Source organism: Serratia sp. CY83965, assembly GCF_052166375.1.
Classification (GTDB): domain Bacteria; phylum Pseudomonadota; class Gammaproteobacteria; order Enterobacterales; family Enterobacteriaceae; genus Serratia; species Serratia marcescens.
This window is the reverse complement of record NZ_JBJNOV010000009.1, coordinates 12,839-33,889: the sequence shown is the minus strand read 5'-3', so window position 1 is coordinate 33,889 and position 21,051 is coordinate 12,839. Positions and strand designations below refer to the sequence as shown.

General features: G+C 61.6%; 18 protein-coding genes and 1 pseudogene. 13 read left to right on the top strand and 6 right to left on the bottom strand.

Going from position 1 to position 21,051, the window contains the following annotated elements:
- Nucleotides 1-3 precede the first annotated feature (3 nt).
- The 5 genes from ACJ8PL_RS16720 (at nt 4) to ACJ8PL_RS16700 (ending at nt 5,856) form a co-directional block, all read left to right on the top strand.
- The gene (locus ACJ8PL_RS16720) at nt 4-1,188 is read left to right on the top strand and encodes an acetyl-CoA C-acetyltransferase (RefSeq protein ID WP_016929226.1); all 1,185 of its coding nucleotides are present in this window, start codon (nt 4-6) and stop codon (nt 1,186-1,188) included.
- Nucleotides 1,189-1,206: 18 nt separating this feature from the next.
- On the top strand, nt 1,207-2,130 hold the full coding sequence (locus tag ACJ8PL_RS16715) for a 3-hydroxyacyl-CoA dehydrogenase family protein (protein WP_016929225.1): 924 nt from the start codon (nt 1,207-1,209) through the stop codon (nt 2,128-2,130).
- Nucleotides 2,131-2,175: 45 nt separating this feature from the next.
- Entirely contained in the window at nt 2,176-3,567 is a 1,392-nt protein-coding gene (locus ACJ8PL_RS16710) for a GntP family permease (RefSeq protein WP_015376499.1), read from the top strand.
- Nucleotides 3,568-3,579: 12 nt separating this feature from the next.
- A complete protein-coding gene (locus ACJ8PL_RS16705; protein WP_442531290.1) occupies nt 3,580-4,350 on the top strand; it encodes a 3-hydroxybutyrate dehydrogenase in 771 nt (256 codons plus the stop codon).
- 369 nt (nt 4,351-4,719) lie between these two features.
- Nucleotides 4,720-5,856: a porin gene (locus ACJ8PL_RS16700; RefSeq protein WP_004933268.1), complete on the top strand. Its 1,137-nt coding sequence runs from the start codon at nt 4,720-4,722 to the stop codon at nt 5,854-5,856.
- Nucleotides 5,857-5,894: 38 nt separating this feature from the next.
- On the opposite strand, the gene ACJ8PL_RS16695 is transcribed toward ACJ8PL_RS16700, so the two are convergent.
- Entirely contained in the window at nt 5,895-6,716 is an 822-nt protein-coding gene (locus tag ACJ8PL_RS16695) for an AraC family transcriptional regulator (protein ID WP_004933266.1), read from the bottom strand.
- A 120-nt stretch (nt 6,717-6,836) separates the two neighbouring features.
- On the opposite strand from ACJ8PL_RS16695, the gene ACJ8PL_RS16690 reads away from it, so the two are divergent.
- The 3 genes and pseudogenes from ACJ8PL_RS16690 to ACJ8PL_RS16680 form a co-directional block, all read left to right on the top strand.
- Nucleotides 6,837-7,214, top strand: coding sequence for a hypothetical protein (locus ACJ8PL_RS16690; RefSeq protein WP_016929221.1), 378 nt, complete (start codon nt 6,837-6,839; stop codon nt 7,212-7,214).
- 13 nt (nt 7,215-7,227) lie between these two features.
- Nucleotides 7,228-8,103 (top strand): helix-turn-helix domain-containing protein, encoded by an 876-nt coding sequence (locus ACJ8PL_RS16685; RefSeq protein ID WP_079451109.1) that lies wholly within the window; start codon nt 7,228-7,230, stop codon nt 8,101-8,103.
- 229 nt (nt 8,104-8,332) lie between these two features.
- Nucleotides 8,333-9,250: pseudogene (locus ACJ8PL_RS16680) on the top strand (L,D-transpeptidase family protein); the annotation flags it as partial.
- 249 nt (nt 9,251-9,499) lie between these two features.
- Here the strand turns inward: ACJ8PL_RS16680 and ACJ8PL_RS16675 are convergent.
- Both ACJ8PL_RS16675 and ACJ8PL_RS16670 read right to left on the bottom strand, forming a co-directional pair.
- On the bottom strand, nt 9,500-9,796 hold the full coding sequence (locus ACJ8PL_RS16675; protein ID WP_016929218.1) for a hypothetical protein: 297 nt from the start codon (nt 9,794-9,796) through the stop codon (nt 9,500-9,502).
- A 12-nt stretch (nt 9,797-9,808) separates the two neighbouring features.
- The gene (locus ACJ8PL_RS16670) at nt 9,809-10,828 is read right to left on the bottom strand and encodes a hypothetical protein (RefSeq protein ID WP_028127883.1); all 1,020 of its coding nucleotides are present in this window, start codon (nt 10,826-10,828) and stop codon (nt 9,809-9,811) included.
- A 653-nt stretch (nt 10,829-11,481) separates the two neighbouring features.
- Between ACJ8PL_RS16670 and ACJ8PL_RS16665 the strand changes: the two genes are divergently transcribed.
- From ACJ8PL_RS16665 to ACJ8PL_RS16645, 5 genes are read left to right on the top strand one after another with little or no spacing between them, the layout of a single operon-like run.
- On the top strand, nt 11,482-11,889 hold the full coding sequence (locus ACJ8PL_RS16665; protein ID WP_004933244.1) for an ExbD/TolR family protein: 408 nt from the start codon (nt 11,482-11,484) through the stop codon (nt 11,887-11,889).
- Nucleotide 11,890: 1 nt separating this feature from the next.
- A complete protein-coding gene (locus ACJ8PL_RS16660) occupies nt 11,891-12,649 on the top strand; it encodes an energy transducer TonB family protein (protein WP_079451108.1) in 759 nt (252 codons plus the stop codon).
- Between the two features lie 39 nt (nt 12,650-12,688).
- A complete protein-coding gene (locus ACJ8PL_RS16655; RefSeq protein ID WP_016929216.1) occupies nt 12,689-14,923 on the top strand; it encodes a TonB-dependent receptor family protein in 2,235 nt (744 codons plus the stop codon).
- Nucleotides 14,924-14,969: 46 nt separating this feature from the next.
- Entirely contained in the window at nt 14,970-15,620 is a 651-nt protein-coding gene (locus ACJ8PL_RS16650; protein ID WP_016929215.1) for a MotA/TolQ/ExbB proton channel family protein, read from the top strand.
- Nucleotides 15,613-16,863, top strand: a complete 1,251-nt coding sequence (locus tag ACJ8PL_RS16645; protein ID WP_033638814.1) for a phospholipase D-like domain-containing protein — start codon at nt 15,613-15,615, stop codon at nt 16,861-16,863. Before ACJ8PL_RS16650 ends, ACJ8PL_RS16645 begins: the two co-directional genes overlap by 8 nt.
- Before the next feature lie 38 nt (nt 16,864-16,901).
- Here the strand turns inward: ACJ8PL_RS16645 and ACJ8PL_RS16640 are convergent, their stop codons facing one another.
- The 3 genes from ACJ8PL_RS16640 to ACJ8PL_RS16630 all read right to left on the bottom strand — a co-directional run bounded on the left by ACJ8PL_RS16640 (nt 16,902) and on the right by ACJ8PL_RS16630 (nt 21,042).
- Entirely contained in the window at nt 16,902-18,011 is a 1,110-nt protein-coding gene (locus ACJ8PL_RS16640) for a DmpA family aminopeptidase (RefSeq protein ID WP_049300758.1), read from the bottom strand.
- A gap of 2 nt (nt 18,012-18,013) precedes the next feature.
- Nucleotides 18,014-19,390 (bottom strand): APC family permease, encoded by a 1,377-nt coding sequence (locus ACJ8PL_RS16635; RefSeq protein ID WP_016929212.1) that lies wholly within the window; start codon nt 19,388-19,390, stop codon nt 18,014-18,016.
- A 143-nt stretch (nt 19,391-19,533) separates the two neighbouring features.
- Complete coding sequence (locus ACJ8PL_RS16630; protein ID WP_048795368.1) at nt 19,534-21,042, bottom strand: CoA-acylating methylmalonate-semialdehyde dehydrogenase; 1,509 nt, start codon at nt 21,040-21,042, stop codon at nt 19,534-19,536.
- Nucleotides 21,043-21,051: the final 9 nt, after the last annotated feature.

The following is a 21,051-nucleotide window of genomic DNA, read 5'->3' as shown; positions in this document are numbered from 1 at the left end:
AATGTGCAACAACGTGAAGTGGTGATCGTGGCGGCGACGCGCACGCCGGTCGGCAGTTTTCACGGCGCGCTGGCGCCGCTGACGGCGGTGGAACTGGGCGCGGCGGCGGTGCAGGGGCTGCTGGCGCAAAGCGGCGTGCCGCCGCAGCAGATCGATGAAGTGATCCTCGGCCAGGTGCTGACCGCCGGCTGCGGGCAGAATCCGGCGCGCCAGACCGCGCTCAACGCCGGGCTGCCCGTTACGACGCCGGCGCTGACCATCAACAAGGTGTGCGGCTCCGGTTTGAAGGCGGTGCATCTGGCGGTGCAGGCGATCCGCAGCGGTGATGCCGAGGCGGTGATCGCCGGCGGCCAGGAGAGCATGAGCCAGTCGCCTTACCTGATGGCCGGCGCGCGCGCCGGTCTGCGCCTCGGTCACGCGCAGATGGTGGACAGCGTGATCCACGATGGCCTGTGGGACGCGTTCAACGACTACCACATGGGCATCACCGCCGAGAACCTGGCGGAGAAATACGCCATCAGCCGCGCCGAGCAGGACAGCTTTGCGCTGCGTTCGCAGCAGAAGGCGCAGGCGGCGCAGCAGGCCGGGCGTTTCGCGCAGGAGATCACGCCGGTGACGGTGCCGCAGCCGAAGGGGGAGGCGCTGAGAGTTGAGCGCGACCAACAGCCGCGCGACACCAGCCTAGAGGCGCTGGCGCGGCTGCGTCCGGCGTTTCGCAAGGAGGGTTCGGTGACCGCCGGCAACGCCTCGTCGCTCAACGACGGCGCCGCCGTGGTGCTGCTGATGAGCGCGGAAAAAGCCGCTGAGCTGCGCTTGCCGGTGCTGGCGCGCATCGCCGGTTACGCCTCGTCGGGCGTCGATCCGGCGATCATGGGCATCGGCCCGGTGCCGGCCGCGCGCCGCTGCCTGGAAAAAGCCGGTTGGCGGCTGGAGGAGGTCGATCTGATCGAAGCCAACGAAGCCTTCGCCGCGCAGGCGCTGGCGGTGGGTAAAGAACTGGGCTGGGAGGCGGAGCGGGTCAACGTCAACGGCGGAGCGATCGCGCTGGGGCATCCGATCGGCGCCTCCGGCTGTCGCATTTTGGTGTCGCTGCTGTTCGAAATGCAGCGCCGCGGGGTGAACAAGGGGCTGGCGATGCTGTGCATCGGCGGCGGGCAGGGGGTGGCGCTGGCGGTAGAGCGCCCGTAAACAACCGAGGAGGGCACCATGCAGTCATCTGACTATGCGGTACTGGGCGCCGGGCTGATGGGGGTGGGCATCGCCACCCACTTTATTCGCCACGGCCATGAGGTGCTGCTGTATGACCCGGATCCGCAGCGCCTGGCGGAAGCGCCGGCGGTGGCGAGCGGCATTCTGGCCGAGCTGAGCGACGTCGGGCAGTTTGCGCATACTGAGCGCGGCGCGGCGCTGGCGCGTCTGCACGTGACCGGCGATCTGAACGACGTGGCGCGCGCCCGGCTGCTTATCGAGGCGATCCCGGAACGGCTCGAGCTGAAGCACGCGCTGTATGAGCAACTGGAGGGGCTGATCGCCGACGACGCGGTGATTGCCAGCAACACCAGCGGCCTGCCGCCGGACGAGCTGGCGGCGCGCATGACCCATCCGCAGCGGCTGCTGATCGCCCACTTCTGGCACCCGCCGCACCTGATCCCGCTGGTGGAGATCGTGCCCGGCCGCGCCACCGATCCGCGCCATCTGGCGGCGGTGCAGGCGCTGCTCGGCGGGATGGCGCTGGAGGCGGTGCTGCTGGAGCGCGCCGCGCCGGGGTTTGTCGGCAACCGGCTGCAGTTTGCGGTGCTGCGCGAGGCGCTGCACATCGTCCACAGCGGCATCGCCAGCGCCGAGGTGGTGGATCAGGTGATGCGCGCCTCGCTGGGGCGGCGCTACGCCATGGTCGGCCCGCTGGAGGCCGCCGACATGACCGGGCTAGCGACGGTGGCGGACATCGCCCGCCACCTGTTCCCGGAACTGGCGACCGGCGACGAGATGATGGCGCTGGTAGAACAGCGGCTGCAGCGCGGCGATAGCGGCCAGCGCAGCGGCCGGGGATTTTATCTTTGGGATGAAGCCCGCAGGGAACGCATTCAACGGCGACGGGCGCATCAGCTGCGCTTTGCGCTGAAACCGTAATTTCGCACGCCGTACCTGACAATAACAACGATAGCGAGGTGCCCGATGAGCGTTTTAATTGCCCTGGCAGCACTGGGATTACTGATGCTGGCCGCCTACCGCGGCTACAGCGTGATTTTGTTCGCTCCGATCGCCGCGCTGGGCGCGGTGCTGTTGACCGACCCCGGCGCGGTGGCGCCGACCTTCACCGGGCTGTTTATGGAGAAGATGGTCGGCTTCGTGAAGCTCTACTTCCCGGTGTTCCTGCTGGGGGCGGTGTTCGGCAAGCTGATCGAACTGTCCGGTTTTTCCCGTTCGATCGTCGCGGCGGCGATCCGCATTCTCGGCCGGCGCCACGCCATTCCGGTGATCGTGCTGGTGTGCGCGCTGCTGACCTACGGCGGGGTGTCGTTGTTCGTGGTGGCGTTCGCGGTCTATCCGTTCGCCGCCGAGCTGTTCCGCCAGAGCGGCATTCCCAAGCGGCTGATCCCGGCCACCGTGGCGCTCGGCGCCTTCTCCTTCACCATGGACGCCTTGCCCGGCACGCCGCAGATCCAAAACATCATCCCGACCAGCTTCTTCGGCACCAATGCCTGGGCCGCGCCCTGGCTGGGACTGATCGGCTCGCTGTTCATCATTGCGGTCGGTCTGCTGTATCTTGAACGCCAGCGGCGCAAGGCGCAGCTGAAAGGCGAAGGGTACGGCACCGAGCTGCTGAACGAACCGGAAACCCCGGACGATATCAACCTGCCTAATCCGCTGATCGCCATCCTGCCGTTGATTCTGGTCGGGGTATTCAACCTGGCCTTCACCCATTGGATCCCTCAGTGGTACGGCGCCAGCCACGATCTGACGCTGCCGGGGCTGGCCAAGCCCATCACCACCGACGTGGCGAAGATCACCGCCATCTGGGCGGTGGAAGCGGCGCTGGTGTCGGGTATTCTACTGGTGGTGGCGTTCGGCTTTGGCAATATTCGCGGCCGGCTGGCGGAAGGCAGCAAGACGGCGGTCGGCGGCGCAATTCTGGCGGCGATGAACACCGCTTCCGAATACGGCTTCGGCGCGGTGATCGCCGCGCTGCCGGGCTTTTTGGTGCTGTCGCAGGCGCTGTCGGCGATCCCCAATCCGCTGCTGAACGAAGCGATTAGCGTCACCCTGCTGGCCGGCATCACCGGCTCGGCCTCCGGCGGCATGAGCATCGCGCTGGCGGCGATGGCCGATAACTTCGTGGCCGCCGCCCACGCCGCGCATATCCCGCTGGAAGTGCTGCACCGGGTGGCCTCGATGGCCAGCGGCGGCATGGATACCTTGCCGCACAACGGCGCGGTGATCACCCTGCTGGCGATCACCGGCCTCAGCCACCGGCAGGCCTATGGCGGCATCTTCGCCATCACCCTGATCAAGAGCGCCGCGGTGCTGTTCGTGATCGGCGTGTTCTACCTGACCGGCATTGTTTAAAGGAGCGATACCATGAGTGTACAAGGCAAAACCGCGCTGGTGACCGGCTCGACCAGCGGCATCGGTCTCGGGATCGCGTCCGTGCTGGCCGCCGCCGGCGCGCGCGTGATCCTCAACGGCTTCGGCGATGTGGAAGCGGCGAAGACGCAGGTTGCCCGGCTGGGCGCCGCGCCGGGGTATCACGGCGCCGATCTCGGCGATGCGGCCCAGATAGCGGACATGATGCAGTATGCCGAACGTGAGTTCGGCGGCGTGGACATTCTGGTGAACAACGCCGGCATTCAGCACGTGGCGCCGCTGGATCAGTTCCCGGTGGAGAAATGGAACGCCATCCTCGCCATCAACCTGTCGGCGGTGTTCCACACTTGCCGATTGGCGCTGCCAGGGATGCGCGAGCACCACTGGGGGCGCATCATCAACGTAGCGTCGGTGCACGGGCTGGTGGCGTCGAAAGACAAGTCGGCCTATGTGGCGGCCAAGCACGGTGTGGTGGGGCTGACCAAGACGCTGGCGCTGGAGACCGCCCGCACGCCCGTCACCTGCAACGCCATCTGCCCCGGCTGGGTGCTGACGCCGCTGGTGCAGCAGCAGATCGACAAGCGCATCGCCGCCGGTGCCGATCCGCAGCGGGCGCGCGATGAGCTGTTGGCGGAGAAGCAGCCTTCGCAAGAGTTCGTCACGCCAGAGCAACTCGGCGAGCTGGCGCTGTTCCTGTGCAGCGATGCGGCGGCGCAGGTGCGCGGCGTGGCCTGGAACATGGACGGTGGCTGGCTGGCGCAGTAGTGAGATTTTCCCCGGAGCGCGCAACGCGCTCCGTCGTTATTTCCCGCCTTTAATTAATTCCCTCGCGTGACGGTTTACCTGCGGCAATAATATTTATTTGTTATTTGCTATCTTTATTTCCAGATAATCACGAAGGGTTATTTTGGGTGAAGCGTGCGGATTGGTTTATTTCGTGCTGCGATTATTACATTGTTTTTCTCCGTGTTACAGGTGAACACGTGTTTGCTGAAATTAAATCCAACCTGAAATAATGGCAGGTTATGGCGTGAATTTTTATATCTTGCGTGCGCTGTTCACATCGGTTAATTATTTCTGCGTGGCTTAAGACCACCGCGTTTATAACAATAATTTTTTCGGGCAGGGGTAATAATGAGAAAAAATACAACGCCAATATTCATTGGCGGCGTCTTGCTGTCGGCGATTTCCGCCGGTGCGCAGGCCGAGATCACCATTCTGGATAAAAACCCGCAGAGCAATGTGTTGCTGGCGCCGCTCAGTTTAAAGGTGGGTGGCAGCATTCGCCCCGAGTGGATCTTCAATAACGGCCCGGAGCCGGGCTATGACAAAAACGGCCACGACGGCGGCACGCGTTTTCGCTTCAGCGGCGATTATGCGCTGACGCAGGACACTTCAATCATCGGCTATTACGAGTGGGGCGTCGATCTGGCGCACGCGCTCAGCTGGGACGGGCATTATAACGAAGACGGCAAGCGCGACTATCAGCGCCAACTGTACGCCGGTTTCAAGGACGATCGTTACGGCACCCTGACCTATGGCCATCAATACGGCATCTATTATTCGGTGGTCGGCATTAAAAGCGACGTCTGGGATAACGATGGCCATGCGGGCGGCACCGGCATCGGTATTTCCGGCGACTATGACGGCGGCAATAAACCGAAAAACAGCATCAAATACACCAATGATTTCGGGCCGGTCACGCTGTACGCCAACTATTTATTGCCGGAAGACGATCTGCACACCGCGGATAACCTGATTTACCGCCGCAAGGGCGGTGGCGGGCTGGGCTTCGATTACAAGGTGACGAAGGATTTCACCTTCAGCGCCGCCTACAGTTATACCGATGCGAAGATCAAAGACAATCTGTACCACGAACAGGATTATCACCAGCAGCTGTCCGGCACCGCGTTGACCTGGCAGCCGAACAACTGGTACATCGTCGGCACCGCCAGCTATTACAAAGATTATGTGCCGAGCACCCGCCAGCGCACGCTGTCGCACTTCTTCGCCGGTGACGGCTACGGGCTGGAAGGCTTCGTCGGTTATACCTTCAATATCGACAAGCCGTTCCTCAAATCCGTCCAGCCTTATGTGGCGGCGGACTCGCTGCGGCTGAAGGGAGACGAGGCGTATCACGCCAACCACGTCTATCTTGGCGCGGGCACCACCATCGGTTACGGTCTTTCGGTGTATGTGGAGCGTACGCTGGCCAACAGCAGCGACAACGAGCCGGATTCCACCTGGATAACGGTGTTCTACGATTTCTGATTTTCACCTGCTCCAAGCCGGCGCCTGCGCCGGCTTTTTCACATGGTGATCGCGCCGCCCAGGGTTTCTCCAGAGGCGTTGCGCTCCGCCAGGTAGCGCGCCGGCGGTTTGCCCACCGCCTTTCTGAACATGGTGACGAAGCCGCTGGCGCTCTCGTAGCCCAGATCCAGCGCCACCGTCTGTACGCTCTCGCCCTGCGTCAAGCGCTGCAGCGCCAGCATCACGTGCAACTGGCGCCGCCAGTGGCCGAAGCTCATGCCCATCTGCTGTTGCAGCGTGCGGCTGAGGGAGCGTTCGCTCATGCCGATGCGCTGCGCCCACTGCCCGAGGGTGGATTTGTCCGCCGGGCTGCTCAGCATGCCTTCGGTCAACTGCCGGATGCGCGCGTCGTCGGACACCGGCAGATGCAGATTCTCGATCGGCGCGGCCGCCAACTGATCCAGCAATACCGCCGTCAGACGCCCCTCGGCGCCCTGTTCGTCGTAAAGCGGCTCGAAGGTGCTGGCCTGCAGCAGCAGCTCGCGCAGCAGCGGCGAGACCGACAGCGTGCAGCAGCTTTGCGGCAGGCCGGCGGCGGCATGTTGATCGACGAACAGGCAGTAAGCCTCGGTGGAGCCGGCGCCCTGGGCGTTGTGCAACACGTTGCCCGGCATCCACAGCGCGCACTGCGGCGGCACCAGCCACAGCCCGTTTTCCACTTCGCAGCGGATCATGCCGCGCACGGTGTAGATCAGTTGCGCCTTCCGGTGGCGGTGCGGCTCGACTTCCCAATCCTGTTCGAGGGTCGACCCCTGCAGGGCAAACAGCGGGCGCGGCACTTGATCGATATCCAGACAGTGGCGGGGGATCTGTACTTTCATGAGAATAGTTCTCAATTTGGCGGAATTGAAAAGTATTATGTCCTGATTGCGCAATGCGGTCTAGCACCGGTGCCGATAAAGTAAGCGCCAGTCCTAAACCCTTTCGCGAGGAAACTGATTATGTCATTGGATACCGCCGATTTTCCGCTGGTGTGGATGCGCCGAAACGGGCGCGATACCCAGGCCGAGCTGGCCGAATTCAGCGCGCTGCTGGCGCGCGCCGAACCTTTTGTTCTGATCACCGACCGCAGCGTCGGCGATGAAGAAGAAGAACATGACCGCGATGCTCGCACCCAGGTGGCGCTGTGGAAACGCGATAACCGCGAGGCGCTGAAGCGGTGGGTGAAAGGCATGATCATGCTGGAGCCGGACGACGCCAAACGCGCGGCGGCGGAAGAATTCGCCGAATACGGCGCCAAATTCTGGGGCTATCCGGTGCTGGTGGCCGCCAATGAAGCCGCAGGCCGGGTATTGGCGCAGACGTTATTGATCAAATAAGGGGGAGAACACCATGCACCAGCAACAGGTGATTGAACAGCTGCTGGCCTGGATCGAACAGAGCCTGGATCAGCCGCTGACGCTGGACGATATCGCCGCCAAGTCCGGCTACTCCAAATGGCATTTGCAGCGGATGTTCAAGCAGCATACTGGCCATATTCTCGGCACCTACGCGCGCCGCAGAAGGCTGACCGCCGCCGCGCGTGAACTGCGCCTGACCGGCACCAGCGTGGCCTGCATCGCCGATACTTACCAGTTCGATTCGCAGCAGACCTTCACCCGTTGCTTCCGCAAGCAGTTCGGTCTGCCGCCGGCCAGCTATCGTCGCAGCCAGGATTGGTCGAGCTATGGCCTGCAGCCGCCGCTGCGCCTGACCGAAGCGCCATTGCCGCAGGCCGATATCGTGACGCTGCCCGCCATGCAGTTGGTGGGCCATACCCAGCGCCGCAGTTTTACCCTGGGGCAACTGGCGGCCTCCAAGTGTGAGCTGCGCCGCCACGCCTGGCGGCAGTTGCTGCAGCCGCAGGTGCTGCCGGAGGTAGTATACGGCCTTACCAGTCTGGAAGTTGACCGGCGCCGCCGGGGCAGCCCGCGCATGGCCTACACCGCCGCTCTGCCGGACGAAGGGGCGCCGGGAGAGCGGGTGACTATCGAGCAGGGCGAGTATGCCCGTTTCACCTACCAGGGACAGGCGGAAGGGTTACAAAACTTTATTGTCCGGCTGTATGACACCGCCATGCCGCAGATGAACGCCATCCGCCGGCCGGGGCAGGATATCGAGCGTTTCTACCCGGCGCAGGAGGGCAGTTGCCCGCTCGGTGGCGCGGCGATCCGCTGTGAATACCTGATCCCGATACGGCGGGAGGAAGCGTTGGCCGCCGCCAGCTAGGCGGCGGTTCTCGCAAAAAATCGCCTTCGTGGCGCGTGAGGTTACAAAAAATTGCGATATTACATCGGTAATGGTTCACACTTTGATTGATGTGCACATATAATGCGCATCCGGTCCAATCCCCCTGTTTTTCAGGCCGCAGCGAGTGGCTGCCGGCTGAAACTCATCGGGGCGAAGTGGCCGTAGAAACCGATATCCCTAATCGCCAGTGGCCTTGACCAACACGAAGATGAAAATGAGCATTCGCGCGTTATTAACCCTGTTTACGGCACTGGTTGCATTCAGCCAGGCTGCCTTCGCCGTCGTTTACCCGCTGCCGCCAAAAGACAGCCGTTTGGTGGGCGAGAATATCCAAATCACCGTACCGGAAGACAGCAAACTGCCGCTGGAGAGCTTCGCCGCCCAGTATCAGATGGGGCTGAGCAACATGCTGGAGGCCAACCCGGGCGTGGATCCGTTCCTGCCGAAGGCCGGCAGCACCCTGACTATCCCGCAGCAGCTGATCCTGCCGGACGCGCCGCGTGAAGGCATCATCATCAACAGCGCCGAAATGCGTCTGTACTATTACCCGAAAGGCTCCAACACCGTGGTGGTGCTGCCGATCGGCATCGGCCAGCTGGGTAAAGACACCCCGCTGAACTGGACCACCACCGTGCAGCGCAAGAAAGACGGCCCGACCTGGACGCCGACCGCCAAGATGCGCGCCGAATACGCGGCTGACGGCGAGATCCTGCCTGCGGTGTTCCCGGCCGGCCCGGACAACCCGATGGGGCTGTATGCGCTGTATGTCGGCCGCCTGTACGCCATCCACGGCACCAACGCCAACTTCGGCATCGGCCTGCGCGTGAGCCACGGCTGCGTGCGTCTGCGCGCCGACGACATCAAGTACCTGTTCCAGAACGTGCCGGTCGGCACCCGCGTGCAGTTCATCAACGAACCGATGAAGGCCACCGTCGAACCGGACGGCTCGCGCTACGTGGAAGTGCACAACCCGCTGTCGGCCAACGAAGAGCAGCTGCAATCCAAGGATCCGGTGCCGTTGACCATCTCTGCGCCGGTCGGCAAAGTGCTGATGGACGCCGGCGTCAACCAGAGCGAAGTGGACGCGGCGATCAAGGCCCGTTCCGGTATGCCGGTGAAAGTGAACTGATCGCCTCGGGCTCAGTGACAATGCCAAGAAGACGCCTGCGGGCGTCTTTTTTTGTGGTGTTTGGCCTGCGAACGTTGCATGGGCTTATGCAGACGCGCAGCGGGGCAGGATATCCAGTGCTAGTGCGCATGAGGCGTTTTAGGTAAACCAAGCTGGAGGACTGTCAACAACGACACGCTGTATAGTGTATGCCGCCTGTCCCCCAGCCCTGGTTCGCCGCTTGCTTGGCAAGCGGCTTCGTTAATGTCAGGGAAATTGGTAGTACAACTTTCCAACGACAATATTCAATGCGGGAATATCATCAGAGGTGTTGCTGCTTTGAAGGGCTTCTATTGCACCTTCTGTCCAGTACAGTAAATCGCTGATAACAAGGGGGCTCAATATTGAAGGATCGATACTGTATACTTTTCCGATGAAAGCAGACAGTTTCAAACTGATATAGACAAATACGTTCCCATTGGGCGTGGTGATCATGTTGTCGCATTCTTTTTTAAGAATATGCAGAGCATTAACAAGCTCATCTTTTTGTTCTTTAGTCGCCATGATATTGTCCTCTTAAAGAGCCGCTACCAGAAGCGGTGTGAAGTCTTTGACAAAGTCTTTTATATATCCTAAGGCCTCCTTTAAATTTTCCTGTTGGATTTTTAGTTTTTCTTCTTTTATTTTTTTATCGATAATGTTGTCATCGATAATCGAGATTAACCCTTCATGGTACCGCTGGAAGGCCTCAATCGCCTGTTCGGCCGCGGTGGGGTTTTTGATACTTTTTTGCGTCAGGTTATTGAGCGTGATAATGTTATCGATATAGACAGCGGACTTTTCCATGTCAGAGGGTTGAGGGGATTTGGGCGTTCTTTTGTTAAAATTGTCGACGGTGAAGTTGAAAATGTCCTGTTTCATTACGTCATCATATTGCGTCTTTAGCTGATGGATATCTTGCTTAACCAACTCCATATTATCATTCTGGTTTTTTCCTTCTTGTTTAATCAATTTGGCAATGTCGCGTCCGTTTTTTTCCTCTTCAGCGAGCCTTTGCAAGAACCCCGCCAGGTTACTGACGGACTTTTTTTGGTTATCGGTGAGGTTAGCCAGCGATTTTACCGATTCGGCTTTGGTCAATGCCTTGTCCACAAGATCGCCCACCGGGTATGTCGGATCCGCTGTGTACACCGTCAGGGCGGAGAGATAGCTGGAGAAAGCAGAGAGAATGTCCAGGTCCGGCTGGAACATCTGTAGATCCAATGGCATAAGGTTAAGTAGCATAACATTATTATTTTTGAAGTCCTGAGGCGTGGCGCAAAGAGGTGAGTTTGGATTAGGTACAGATGACTCGTTAATTCTTACTGTTATCTTTCCGTCTGTATTAAATTTGCAATTAGGTTGAGTCGCGTAGACAACAACGGCCCGTTTTTGTTGAAGCGCCAACAATACGTCAAAATATTTTTTTGATTCGCCTATAGCTTCATGCCCGGCAGTGACTGTTTCTTTAGTATGGTTGATAGTGAGTTTTCCGGAACTGCAGCTAACCAGCAATAATGTGATGGCTAGCATGGAAATGGATTTTTTTGTTTTCATGGCCTTTCTCGCTGTGGTCGTTAAATTATTAACAGTAACAATTTTTCAAGGCATTTAGGACGAGTGTTATAGCAATGGAATTTTGACCTTCAAAGACGGAAGGCGCATCAAAGGAATGCTAATAAGAATGATGTATTCCAAGGTTGCTATTGTGATTTTTATTTCTTCATAGTCTGCAAATCATTATCGTGATAAGATAAGCTTTCATGGTGTTATTATTAAATCTACTGCTTATCTTGCATTATTCCAGTTGATTTATGTCTGACTTGTGCGCGTTCTAATAAATTGTGTCATTCATCGTCCTGGTATCTTTATTGTCGATATTTTATTCCAGATGTGGCGATGCTGGCAGGATAAGCTGATGGGATATTTGGGTAACGGCTCCTTCGCCTGAAGTGGTGGCATTCTGCTGTGTCGGCCTGATTGTCACTATTCTCACATTTTCGGCATGCCGGTAGCCTTGTCTATACGTCACTCTGCAATTATTCCAATAAAAACTATCGCTAATTAATAAGTTATATCTACTCCCTTATCGCCTGCCATTGAAAAAATTCTCGCAAAAAATCCGTACTGTGAAAATAAGATCACACAAGCGTAACAAAAGGTAAACAAACCCCTCCTATATTGGCTGCTTCGCTTTTGGAGGGAGTGTCATGCGTAACTGGAACGAACCGAAAAAGAACAAAGCGCACATCGAACTGATCCCGATGATCGACGTGATGATGTTTTTATTGGTGTTTTTCGTCTTGATCAGCCTGAACGTCATCCCGGCGCTCGGGCTGAAAACGCAGTTGCCGTCCGCCGGCAGCGCGCAACAGCTGAAACCGCAGAAGAAAGCGATCATCACGCTGGGGGCCGACGAACAGCTGCAGCTGGATGGCCAGCCGATCGCGCTCGACGCGTTGGTCAACACGCTGAAACAACAGCAGCAGGCCAACCAGACCACCACCATCATCGTCAACAGCGATAAAGGCGTGGCGGTCGAGCGGCTGGTGGCGGTCATGGACAACCTGCGCCAGGGCGGCTTCTTCTCCGTCTCCATCGCGACACGGAAGCTGTGACATGTATCTGCTCTATCGCTCACGTCATCTTTTCAGCTGGTTGCCGGCGCTGATTGTCGCCGGTTGCCTGCTGTTCGCCAGCCAACAGGCGGCGCTGAAGATCCAGCCGCGCTATGACGAAACCGCCATTGAACTGGCGCTGGTGGAACCTGAACCGGCGCCGGAACCCCAACCGGAAACGCCGCCGGAACCTCAGCCCGAACCGCCGCCGCCCGAGCCCGAGCCGGAGCCGATCCCCGAACCGGTGGTGCCGGCGCCGGAACCGATCGTGGAAGCCAAGCCGGTGCCGAAGCCACAGCCGAAGCCCAAACCCAAACCCAAACCGGTGAAAGAGAAAGCCAAACCGGTAGAGAAACCCAAACCGACGCCGGCGCCTGCCGTACCGCGCGCGCTGGCCAGCAAACCGGCGGCGCAGCCCGCACCGGCCGCCCCCGCGGCGCCGAAGGTGAACGCGCAGGCGATAGAAAACGGCTACCTGCTGGCCTTGCGCCGTGAGCTGGAACAGCGCAAGCGCTACCCGAGCGGGCGGCAGGCCTCGCTCGAGCGTCCGCAGGGCAACGTCGAGGTGTGGTTGGAGGTCGATCGCAGCGGGCGGGTGCTCTCTTCCGGCATCGCCAACAAAGCCGCCAGCATGCTGCTGAATCGCGCGGCGATGAGCAGCCTGCAAAGCATCAGTTCAGTGAAGCCGTTCCCGAGCGAGGCGTTCGCCGGGCAAACAACCAAAAGATTTACCGCGACGTTCAATTATCAGGCGCCTTAGCGCAAGGGTTAATCGTTTGATTTTTATGGGATGCACACAATGAAATCGTTTAATCGTTCTGGGATCTATCTGGCGGTGATGCTGCCGGGCGCCGCGCTGGCGGCCGACGCCACCGATGTCGGCACCATCAGCGTCAAGGGGCAGTCGCTCGGCGGCGGCATGATGGTGCAGGATGACAGCGCCAAGGCGCGCTCCACCGTCACCAAAGAAGCGATGGACAAAATGCCGTCGGCGGCCAACGCCATCGATAAACTGAAATACACGCCGGGCTTGAACGTCAACAGCAACGACGCCAGCGGCCTGAGCGGCGTGGACTACACCATGCGCGGCATGAACTCGGATCAGATCGGCCTGTCGATGGACGGCATCCCGATCAATGACTCCGGCAACTACGCGGTCTACCCGAACCTGCTCGGCGATGCGGAGAACCTGGAAGAGGTGTTCGTCACCCAGGGGTCTTCCGAAGCGGACGGCCCGCACATCGGCTCCAGCGGCGGCAACATCGGCCTGGTGACGCGCCGCCCGGCGAAAGACTTCGGCGGTTTCGTCAAGCAGACGCTGGGCAGCAACAGCCTGAGCAAAACCTTCGCCCGCCTGGAAACCGGCGAGTATAACGGCTTCAGCAACTGGCTCTCCTATTCGCACACCGAGGCGAAGAAATGGCGCGGCGAGGGGCGGCTGTACTCCGACAAGTTCGAGATGAACTCGCTGTATGAAGACGGCAACGGCAACAGCAGCAATCTGGTGATGAAGTACAACCGCCAGAACAACACCAACTACAACACCCTGAGCAAGGCGCAGTTCCAAAACGACGGTCGTGACACCGATTATGTCACCTCGCCGGAGTACAACAGCAAAGGGCAGTTGAACAAGTATTACAAGATTGAACGCAACCCGTTCGAGAACTTTACGCTGTCGTTCACCCAGAAACTGCAGCTGCGCGACAACCTGTCGCTGACTCTGCAGCCCTATTACTACTGGGGCAACGGCGGCAGTTTCAACGGCCAGACGGCGTCGGTATTGTCCAGCACGTCGGACAGAGCCGGGCAGTATGACCTCAGCAACCTGCAGTCCAACACCTATTACCGCCCGTCGTGGACCCAAACCTGGCGGCCGGGCATCACCACCAAGCTGAAATGGGACATCAACGAGCAGCACAGCCTGGACGTCGGTTATTGGTACGAGCGCGCGCGCCAGTTGCAGACTCAGCCGTTCATCAGCATCAAGGGCGACGGCAACCCGTCACAGATTTGGGGGAAACCTGGCGGTTCCGATCAGGTGAAGGACGCCAACGGCAACACCGTGCAGGGACGCAACCAGTACACCATCACCCCGGCGCAGAAAGTGTGGCTGCAGGACACCTGGTTCGCCACGCCGGACTGGACCTTCGTCGGCGGCCTGGCCTATCAGTATGTGGAGCGCAAAGGGGACAACCGCGGCAGCCTGTACAACGTGCCGGAGAAGCGCAAAGCCACCTATCACGAATTCCTGCCGAATTTCAGCGCCAGCTATAAGGTGAACCAGGAAAACCAGGTGTTCTACAACCTGACGCGCAACATGCGCACGCCGCCAAACTACGTGCTGTACAACGTCGGCGACTCGCTCAGCACCAAGCCGGAACTGAGCTGGAACCACGAGCTGGGCTGGCGTTTCCAGCAAGAGGACATGCTGCTGAGCGCCACGCTGTTCTACATGCGCTACAGCGATCGCCAAATCTCCACCACCAACGCGGCCGGCGACTACGAGATGATGAACATCGGCAACGTGGAGAACAAAGGGCTGGAGCTGGAGTGGAGCGGCCAACTGCCGCATAACTTCAACTACTACACCTCTTATACCTATACCCAATCGAAGCAGAAGAGCGACATCGTCAGCAATGGCGGGCAGCCGCTGCCGACCTCCGGCAAAGAGGTGCCGAACGTGCCGAAAAACCTGCTGAACATGACGTTGGGTTATGACGACGGGCTGTATTACGGCAGCGTCAGCGGCAAGTACGTAAGCGCGTTCTACGGCGATCTGACCAACGACGAGAAGATCGGCGGCCGCACGGTGTTCGATCTGGCGGCGGGGGTGCATCTGCCGGTGGACAAGAAAATCGTCAAAAGCGCCGCGCTGCGCTTTGGCATCAGCAACCTGTTTGACAAGGAATACCTGACCTCGGTGCGCACCACCACCTTCAACGCGGCGCCCTACGGCGGTGTGAAGGCCAGCACGCCGTATTACAACGTCGGCGAAGAACGCACCTTCAGCGTCTCGCTGGAAGCCACCTTTTAACTGAATACCCCGCAGCCTGCCGTGCGGCGGGGAAGAGGAAACCTGTATGGACGCCAATCTGTTGCACGACATTATTTTCTACGTGATGTACGCCGCGCTGGCGATTGCGCTGGTGATCATCATCGAACGCACGCTGTACTTCGCCTATACCCAGCGCCAGGCACGCCGGCTGGAGCAGGCGCTGACGCCGGAGGTGCGCCGCGCCGCCGATTTGCCCGACGCGCTGACCCAGCGCAACAGCCTGCCGATGGCGGTGATCGCGCCGGTGCTGGCGCAGAAACACCGCGCCGGCGACCGCGAGGCGATCGGCGATCTGATCGACGCCCAGTACCTGCTGAGCAAGCCGCCGATGGCGCGCGGCCTGTGGCTGCTGGAAACCGTGGTCACCGCCGCGCCGTTGCTGGGGCTGCTCGGCACGGTGATGGGGATCATCGAAACCTTCAAGGCGCTGGCCGCCTCGGGGGTGTCCGAGCCGAGTCTGGTGTCGGCCGGCATGGGCACCGCGCTGTACGCCACCGGGCTGGGCATCGCCATCGCGCTGCTGTGCCTGGTGGCCAACAATTTTCTGCAGAGCCGCATGGAGCGCATCAACGAACTGCTGAAGGTGCTGCTGATCCGCGCCGGTCAACCGGCCAGCCGTCCGGAGAGCGGCAGCGGCGAACAATGGGTTGACAGCGGAGCGCCGCGCTATGCCTAATGGCCATCCAGCACGGCGGCCGAGAGGCCGCCTTTATACGGCATTGTGGAGCGGTTGTTTGTTGATGTTGAGCCAGAGCGCTGCGGCGCGTTTTGCTATTCCCGGTTACGAGCTGGTGTACACCGCGCCGGTGGAAACCGCGCTGCAGGCCGACGACCTGCGCAACACCGCCGAGGTGTGGCGCGAGATGTTCGACGCGGCGAAAACCCGCATCGACCTGGGGCAGTTCTACGTGGCGAATCAGGACGGTTCGCTGCTGGACGGCGTGCTGCAGCACCTGAAGGCGGCCGGCGAGCGCGGGGTGAAAATCCGCTTTTTGGTCGAAGAGAAGGGCCTTCGCATTTCTACCGCCGAAACGCTGGAACAGCTGAAGGCGATCCCCAATCTGGAGCTGCGCATCATTCCTTACCAGAAGCTGAGCGGCGGCATCCTGCACGCCAAGTATCTGCTGGTGGACGGCGAGCAGGCGTTCGTCGGCAGCCAGAACTTCGACTGGCGCGCGCTGGAACACATTCACGAAACCGGGCTGCGCATCAGCGACGCCAGGGTGGTGGGGCAGATCCAGGCGATCTTCGAACAGGACTGGCGAGCGCAGGCGCTGCTGGCGCAGGATAAGCCGGTGCCGGCGCTGCCCGACTCGCCGCCGACCGCGCCCCCGCAGGGCAACTATCTGGTGGCCAGCCCGCGCGCCTACAATCCGGCAGGGGTGATCGACTCACAGGCCGAGCTGCCGCGCCTGCTGGCCGACGCCAAACGGCGGGTGCGGGTGCAGGTGATGGACTACGCGCCGCTGTCGTTCGGCCCGGAACGCAGCCGTCCCTTCTATGCGGTGATCGACAACGCGCTGCGCAGCGCGGCGGCGCGCGGCGTGCAGATCGAGCTGATGGTGGCAAACTGGAACACCAAAAAGCCGGATATCGCCTGGCTGAAGAGCCTGGCGCTGGTGCCGAACGTGCAGATCAAGGTGGTGACCATTCCGCCGGCCAGCAGCGGCTTCATCCCGTTTGCCCGGGTGATCCACAGCAAGCTGATGACCATTGATGATGAGATCGCCTGGGTGGGCACCAGCAACTGGACCGGCGGCTATCTGGACAACTCGCGCAATCTGGAGCTGGTGCTGCACAGCGCGGCGATGAGCGGGCGGTTGGACCAGCTGTACCAACAGCTGTGGAACAGCGTCTACGCCGAACCGTTGCGGCTGGATTACGACTACCCGACGCCCAAGCCGGGCGGCGAATCCTGATAATCAGGGCGCGGTTAACCCCCGCGCCCTGTGTTTTTTTACCGCCGCCAACCGGCTTTCTCCAGCGCCGTCACCAGCTGTTCGGCGCTCAACCCTTCCGCCCGATGGCCGTTGCCGCTGACGGTATTGGCCGCCAGCAACGCATTGACGATCGCTTCTTCCACCGCTTCCGCCGCCGCGGCGAACAGCGCCGAAATGTAGTCGTTGTTCACCATGCGCAGCGGCGTGGTGAAATCGCCTTTATTGGCGTAGTCGGCGGGCGGCAGGCCGTCGTTGCCGGTGGCGAAGGCGATGAAAATGTCGCCGCTCGAATCCTCGGTGCCGCCGCCGGTGCGGGCGATGCCGATGCTGGCGCGCTGCGCCAGCCGCGCGCACTGGTGCGGCAGCAGCGGCGCGTCGGTCGCCAGCGCCACCACGATGGAGCCCATGCCGGGATGCGGCAACTGCGGCGTGAACGGCGAGGGGAGATGCCCCAGGTGGCGGCCCACCGGGTAGCCGCCCACCAACAGCGACTCGCGCTTGCCGTGGTTGGCCTGCACGATGGCGCCCACCGTCCAGCCGCCTTGATCGGCGGGCAAGCGGCGCGATGCGGTGCCGCTGCCGCCTTTGAATTCATGGCAGATCATGCCGCTGCCGCCGCCGACCGCGCCTTCCTGCGGCAAGCCGCTCCGGGCCGCCTGCTGCGCTTCGCGCACGTGTTCAGCCTTGACGTGAAAGCCGTTGATGTCGTTGAGCAGGCCATCGAAGGTTTCCATCACCACCGGCATATTCCAGTACACCGCGTTGTCGCTCGCGGGCAGCGCTTCACGCTCCAGCGCGATCAGCGCATCGCGCACCACGCCCACGCTGTGGGTATTGGTGAAGGCGATTGGGCTGGTCAGCAGGCCCGCTTCGCGCACCCATTCCAGGCCGGTGGCGTCGCCGTTGCCGTTCAGCACGTGCACGCCGGCGAAGCAGGGCGCGTGGCGGGCGGAGCCGGGGCGCGGTTCGATCACCGTCACGCCGGTGCGCACGCTGCGCCCGTCCGCCAAGTCGGCATGAATGCTGGCATGGCCGACGCGCACGCCGGGCACGTCGGTGATGGCGTTCAGCGGGCCGGGCGTGCCCTGGCCGATGATGATGCCCAGATCCTGAGCGCGCTGCGTCATGGTTATTCTCCTTCTATAGAGGGGGCGGCGAGGGGCGCCGTCTGGCGGCCGCGCAGATGGTTCAGCGCCAACCCGAAGCCGATGATGCCGGCAATGATAATAAAGTCTTTCAGGCTGCTGGCGATCAAAATCGTCCACAGCACGTACAGGCAGCACAGCAGCGCCACCACCACCGGCAGCGGCCACAGTGGCATCAGGTACGGGTGGTGGAAGTGGCGGCGACGGCGACTGATCAGCGCCGCCACCGCCATGATGATGTACACCAGCAGCAGCAGGATCACGGTGAATGAGGTCAGCGATTCGAGATCGGAGCAAAACGCCAGCAGCGCCGAGGGCACGCCGAACAGCAGGGTGGCGATCCAGGGGGTGCCGAAACGCGGGTGGATGATTTTCAGCGCCCGGTTGAACGCCGGCAGCCAGAAGCCGTCACGTCCGCTGGCGAACATCATGCGGCTGAACTGCGCCACGATGGCGATAATGGCGTTGAACACCGACAGATAAATCGCGCCGCTCACCACCCGCGCCAGCGTCGGGCCGCCGAGCTGGGTGACCACGTAGCCGACCGGATCGGCCTGTTTGGCCATCTCCGTCAGCGACGGCGAGCCGATCAGCAGGGCGGTGAACGGCACCAGTTCCACCAGCACCACGATGGCCAGCGTCAGCATGATCGCGATCGCCATCGGCCTGCCCTGTTCGCGCATGTCTTCCGCCATGTACACCGCCGCGCCGTAGCCGTTGTAGGAGAACAGCGCGACCCCGACCATGGCGACGATCAGCGGCAGCGATACCGGCGCCAGGCTGCCCTGCGCGTCCAGCATCACCGGCGCGGTGAGGATCTCCGTACTCTGATGCGGGTGGCTGAAGCCGAGCCAGGCGATCAGCGCCAGCACCGCCACTTCCACCACCAGAAAGGCGCCGGTCAGCAGGGCGTTGGCCTTGATGTTGAAAATGGCGCAGATACCGCCGACCAGCACGGTGAGCATGCCGGCGGTGGAGGCGTCGAATTGGGTGCCCAGCGCGGTATTCAGGTAGGGCACTGCGCCGGTGGCCAGCACCGCTGGCACGAACAGCGAGGCGCTGAGGATAAACAGGTAGGTCTGCAACCCGCACAGGGTGCCGAACAGGCGCTTGATGATGCTGTATTCGCCGCCGGCGCTGGGGTGTGCGGCGCCGAGCTCGGCATAGCACAGCGCGATGGCGGCGGCGACGCAGGCGGCGATCAGAAACGACAGAAAGGCGCCGCTGCCGGCGTTGGCGATCGCCAGCGGCGCGATGACGAAGATCGAACTGGCCGGCGTCACGCCGGACGCGGTGATCATCACCACGTCGAGGACGCTGAGATTGCCTTTGAAGGTGTGTTCAGGGGCGGACTCTTTCATTGGGAACTACTCCATTAACGCTTGGGTGAATTGTTGTTGCCGCCAGAAGGGCGGCTCTGTTGTCCTGCGTAAAGATGAAATGGAGCGCGTGGAAATACCGGGGAAGCGAACTTCCCCGGAAAGGACTTTTCGTTATGCTGGGATTACCCCTGCCCCGACGGGAAGCTGAAGCTGGCGAGCCGGGCGTCGCCGGAGGCCGGCCAGCGCTGGGTCACGGTCTTGCGTTTGGTGTAGAACCTGACCGCGTCCGGGCCGTAGGCGTGCAGATCGCCAAACAGCGAGCGCTTCCAGCCGCCGAACGAGTGGTAGGCCACCGGCACCGGCAGCGCCACGTTGATCCCCACCATGCCGACCTGAATGCGGCTGGAGAAGTAACGCGCCGCTTCGCCGTCCCGGGTGAACAGGCAGGTGCCGTTGCCGTATTCGTGGGCGTCGATCAAGGTCATCGCCTCCTGCAGCGACGCCGCGCGCACCACGCCGAGCACCGGGCCGAAGATCTCTTCCTGATAGATGCGCATGCCCGGCGTCACGCGATCGAACAGCGTCGGGCCGAGGAAATACCCCTGGCTGGGGCGGCCGTCGTCGCCGGTCACGCTCAGCTCGCGGCCGTCCACCAGCAGCTCGGCGCCTTCGGCCACGCCCTGCTCGATATAGCCTTTCACCTTCTGATAATGCTGTTGGGTTACCAGCGGCCCCATGTCGTTGCGATTGTCGCTGCCGGGGCCGACGCGCATGGCGGCCATCTGTTGCCGCAGCCCGGCGATCAGCGCGTCGGCGGTGCCGTCGCCCACCGCGACCACCAGCGGGATGGCCATGCAGCGCTGGCCGCAGGAGCCGAACGCCGCGCCCATCAGCGCGCCGACCGCGCCGGGGATATCGGCGTCCGGCAGCACCACCGCGTGGTTCTTGGCGCCGCCCAGCGCCTGCACCCGTTTGTTCTGACCGCAGCCGGTGTGATAGATGTGCTCCGCCACCGGCGTTGAGCCGACGAAGCTGATTGCCTTCACGCGTCCGTCATGCAGCAGCGTCTCCACCGCTTCGCGATCGCCGTTGACCACGTTGAGCACCCCCGGCGGCAGCCCGGCTTCCGCCGCCAGCCGCGCGATATACAGCGCGGCGGAAGGGACGCGCTCGGAAGGCTTCAGCACGAAGGTGTTGCCGCAGGCGACCGCCATCGGCCACATCCACAGCGGCACCATCGCCGGGAAGTTGAACGGCGTGATGCCCGCCACCACCCCCAGCGGCTGAAACTCGCTCCAGCTGTCGATGCCTGGGCCGGCCTCTTTGCTGTGTTCGCCTTTCAGCAGTTCCGGCACATAGCCGGCGTATTCGATATTCTCGATGCCGCGCTGCAGTTCGCCCAGGGCGTCGCTGAGCACTTTGCCGTGCTCGGCGGTGATCAATTGGCAGACGGCGTCGGCATGTTGCTCCAGCAGATCCTTGAGCTTCATCATGATGCGCGCGCGTTTCAGCGGCGGGGTATCGCGCCAGGCGGGATAGGCCTGTTCGGCGGCGGCGATGGCGCGCTCCACCGTGGCGCGGTCGGCCAGCTGCACCTCCTGCGCCGATTGGCCGGTGGCCGGGTCGTAAACCGGCTGGCTGCGTTCGCCGCCGGCGGCGGGCTCGCCGTTGATCCAATGGGTGATGGTCATGATTCTCTC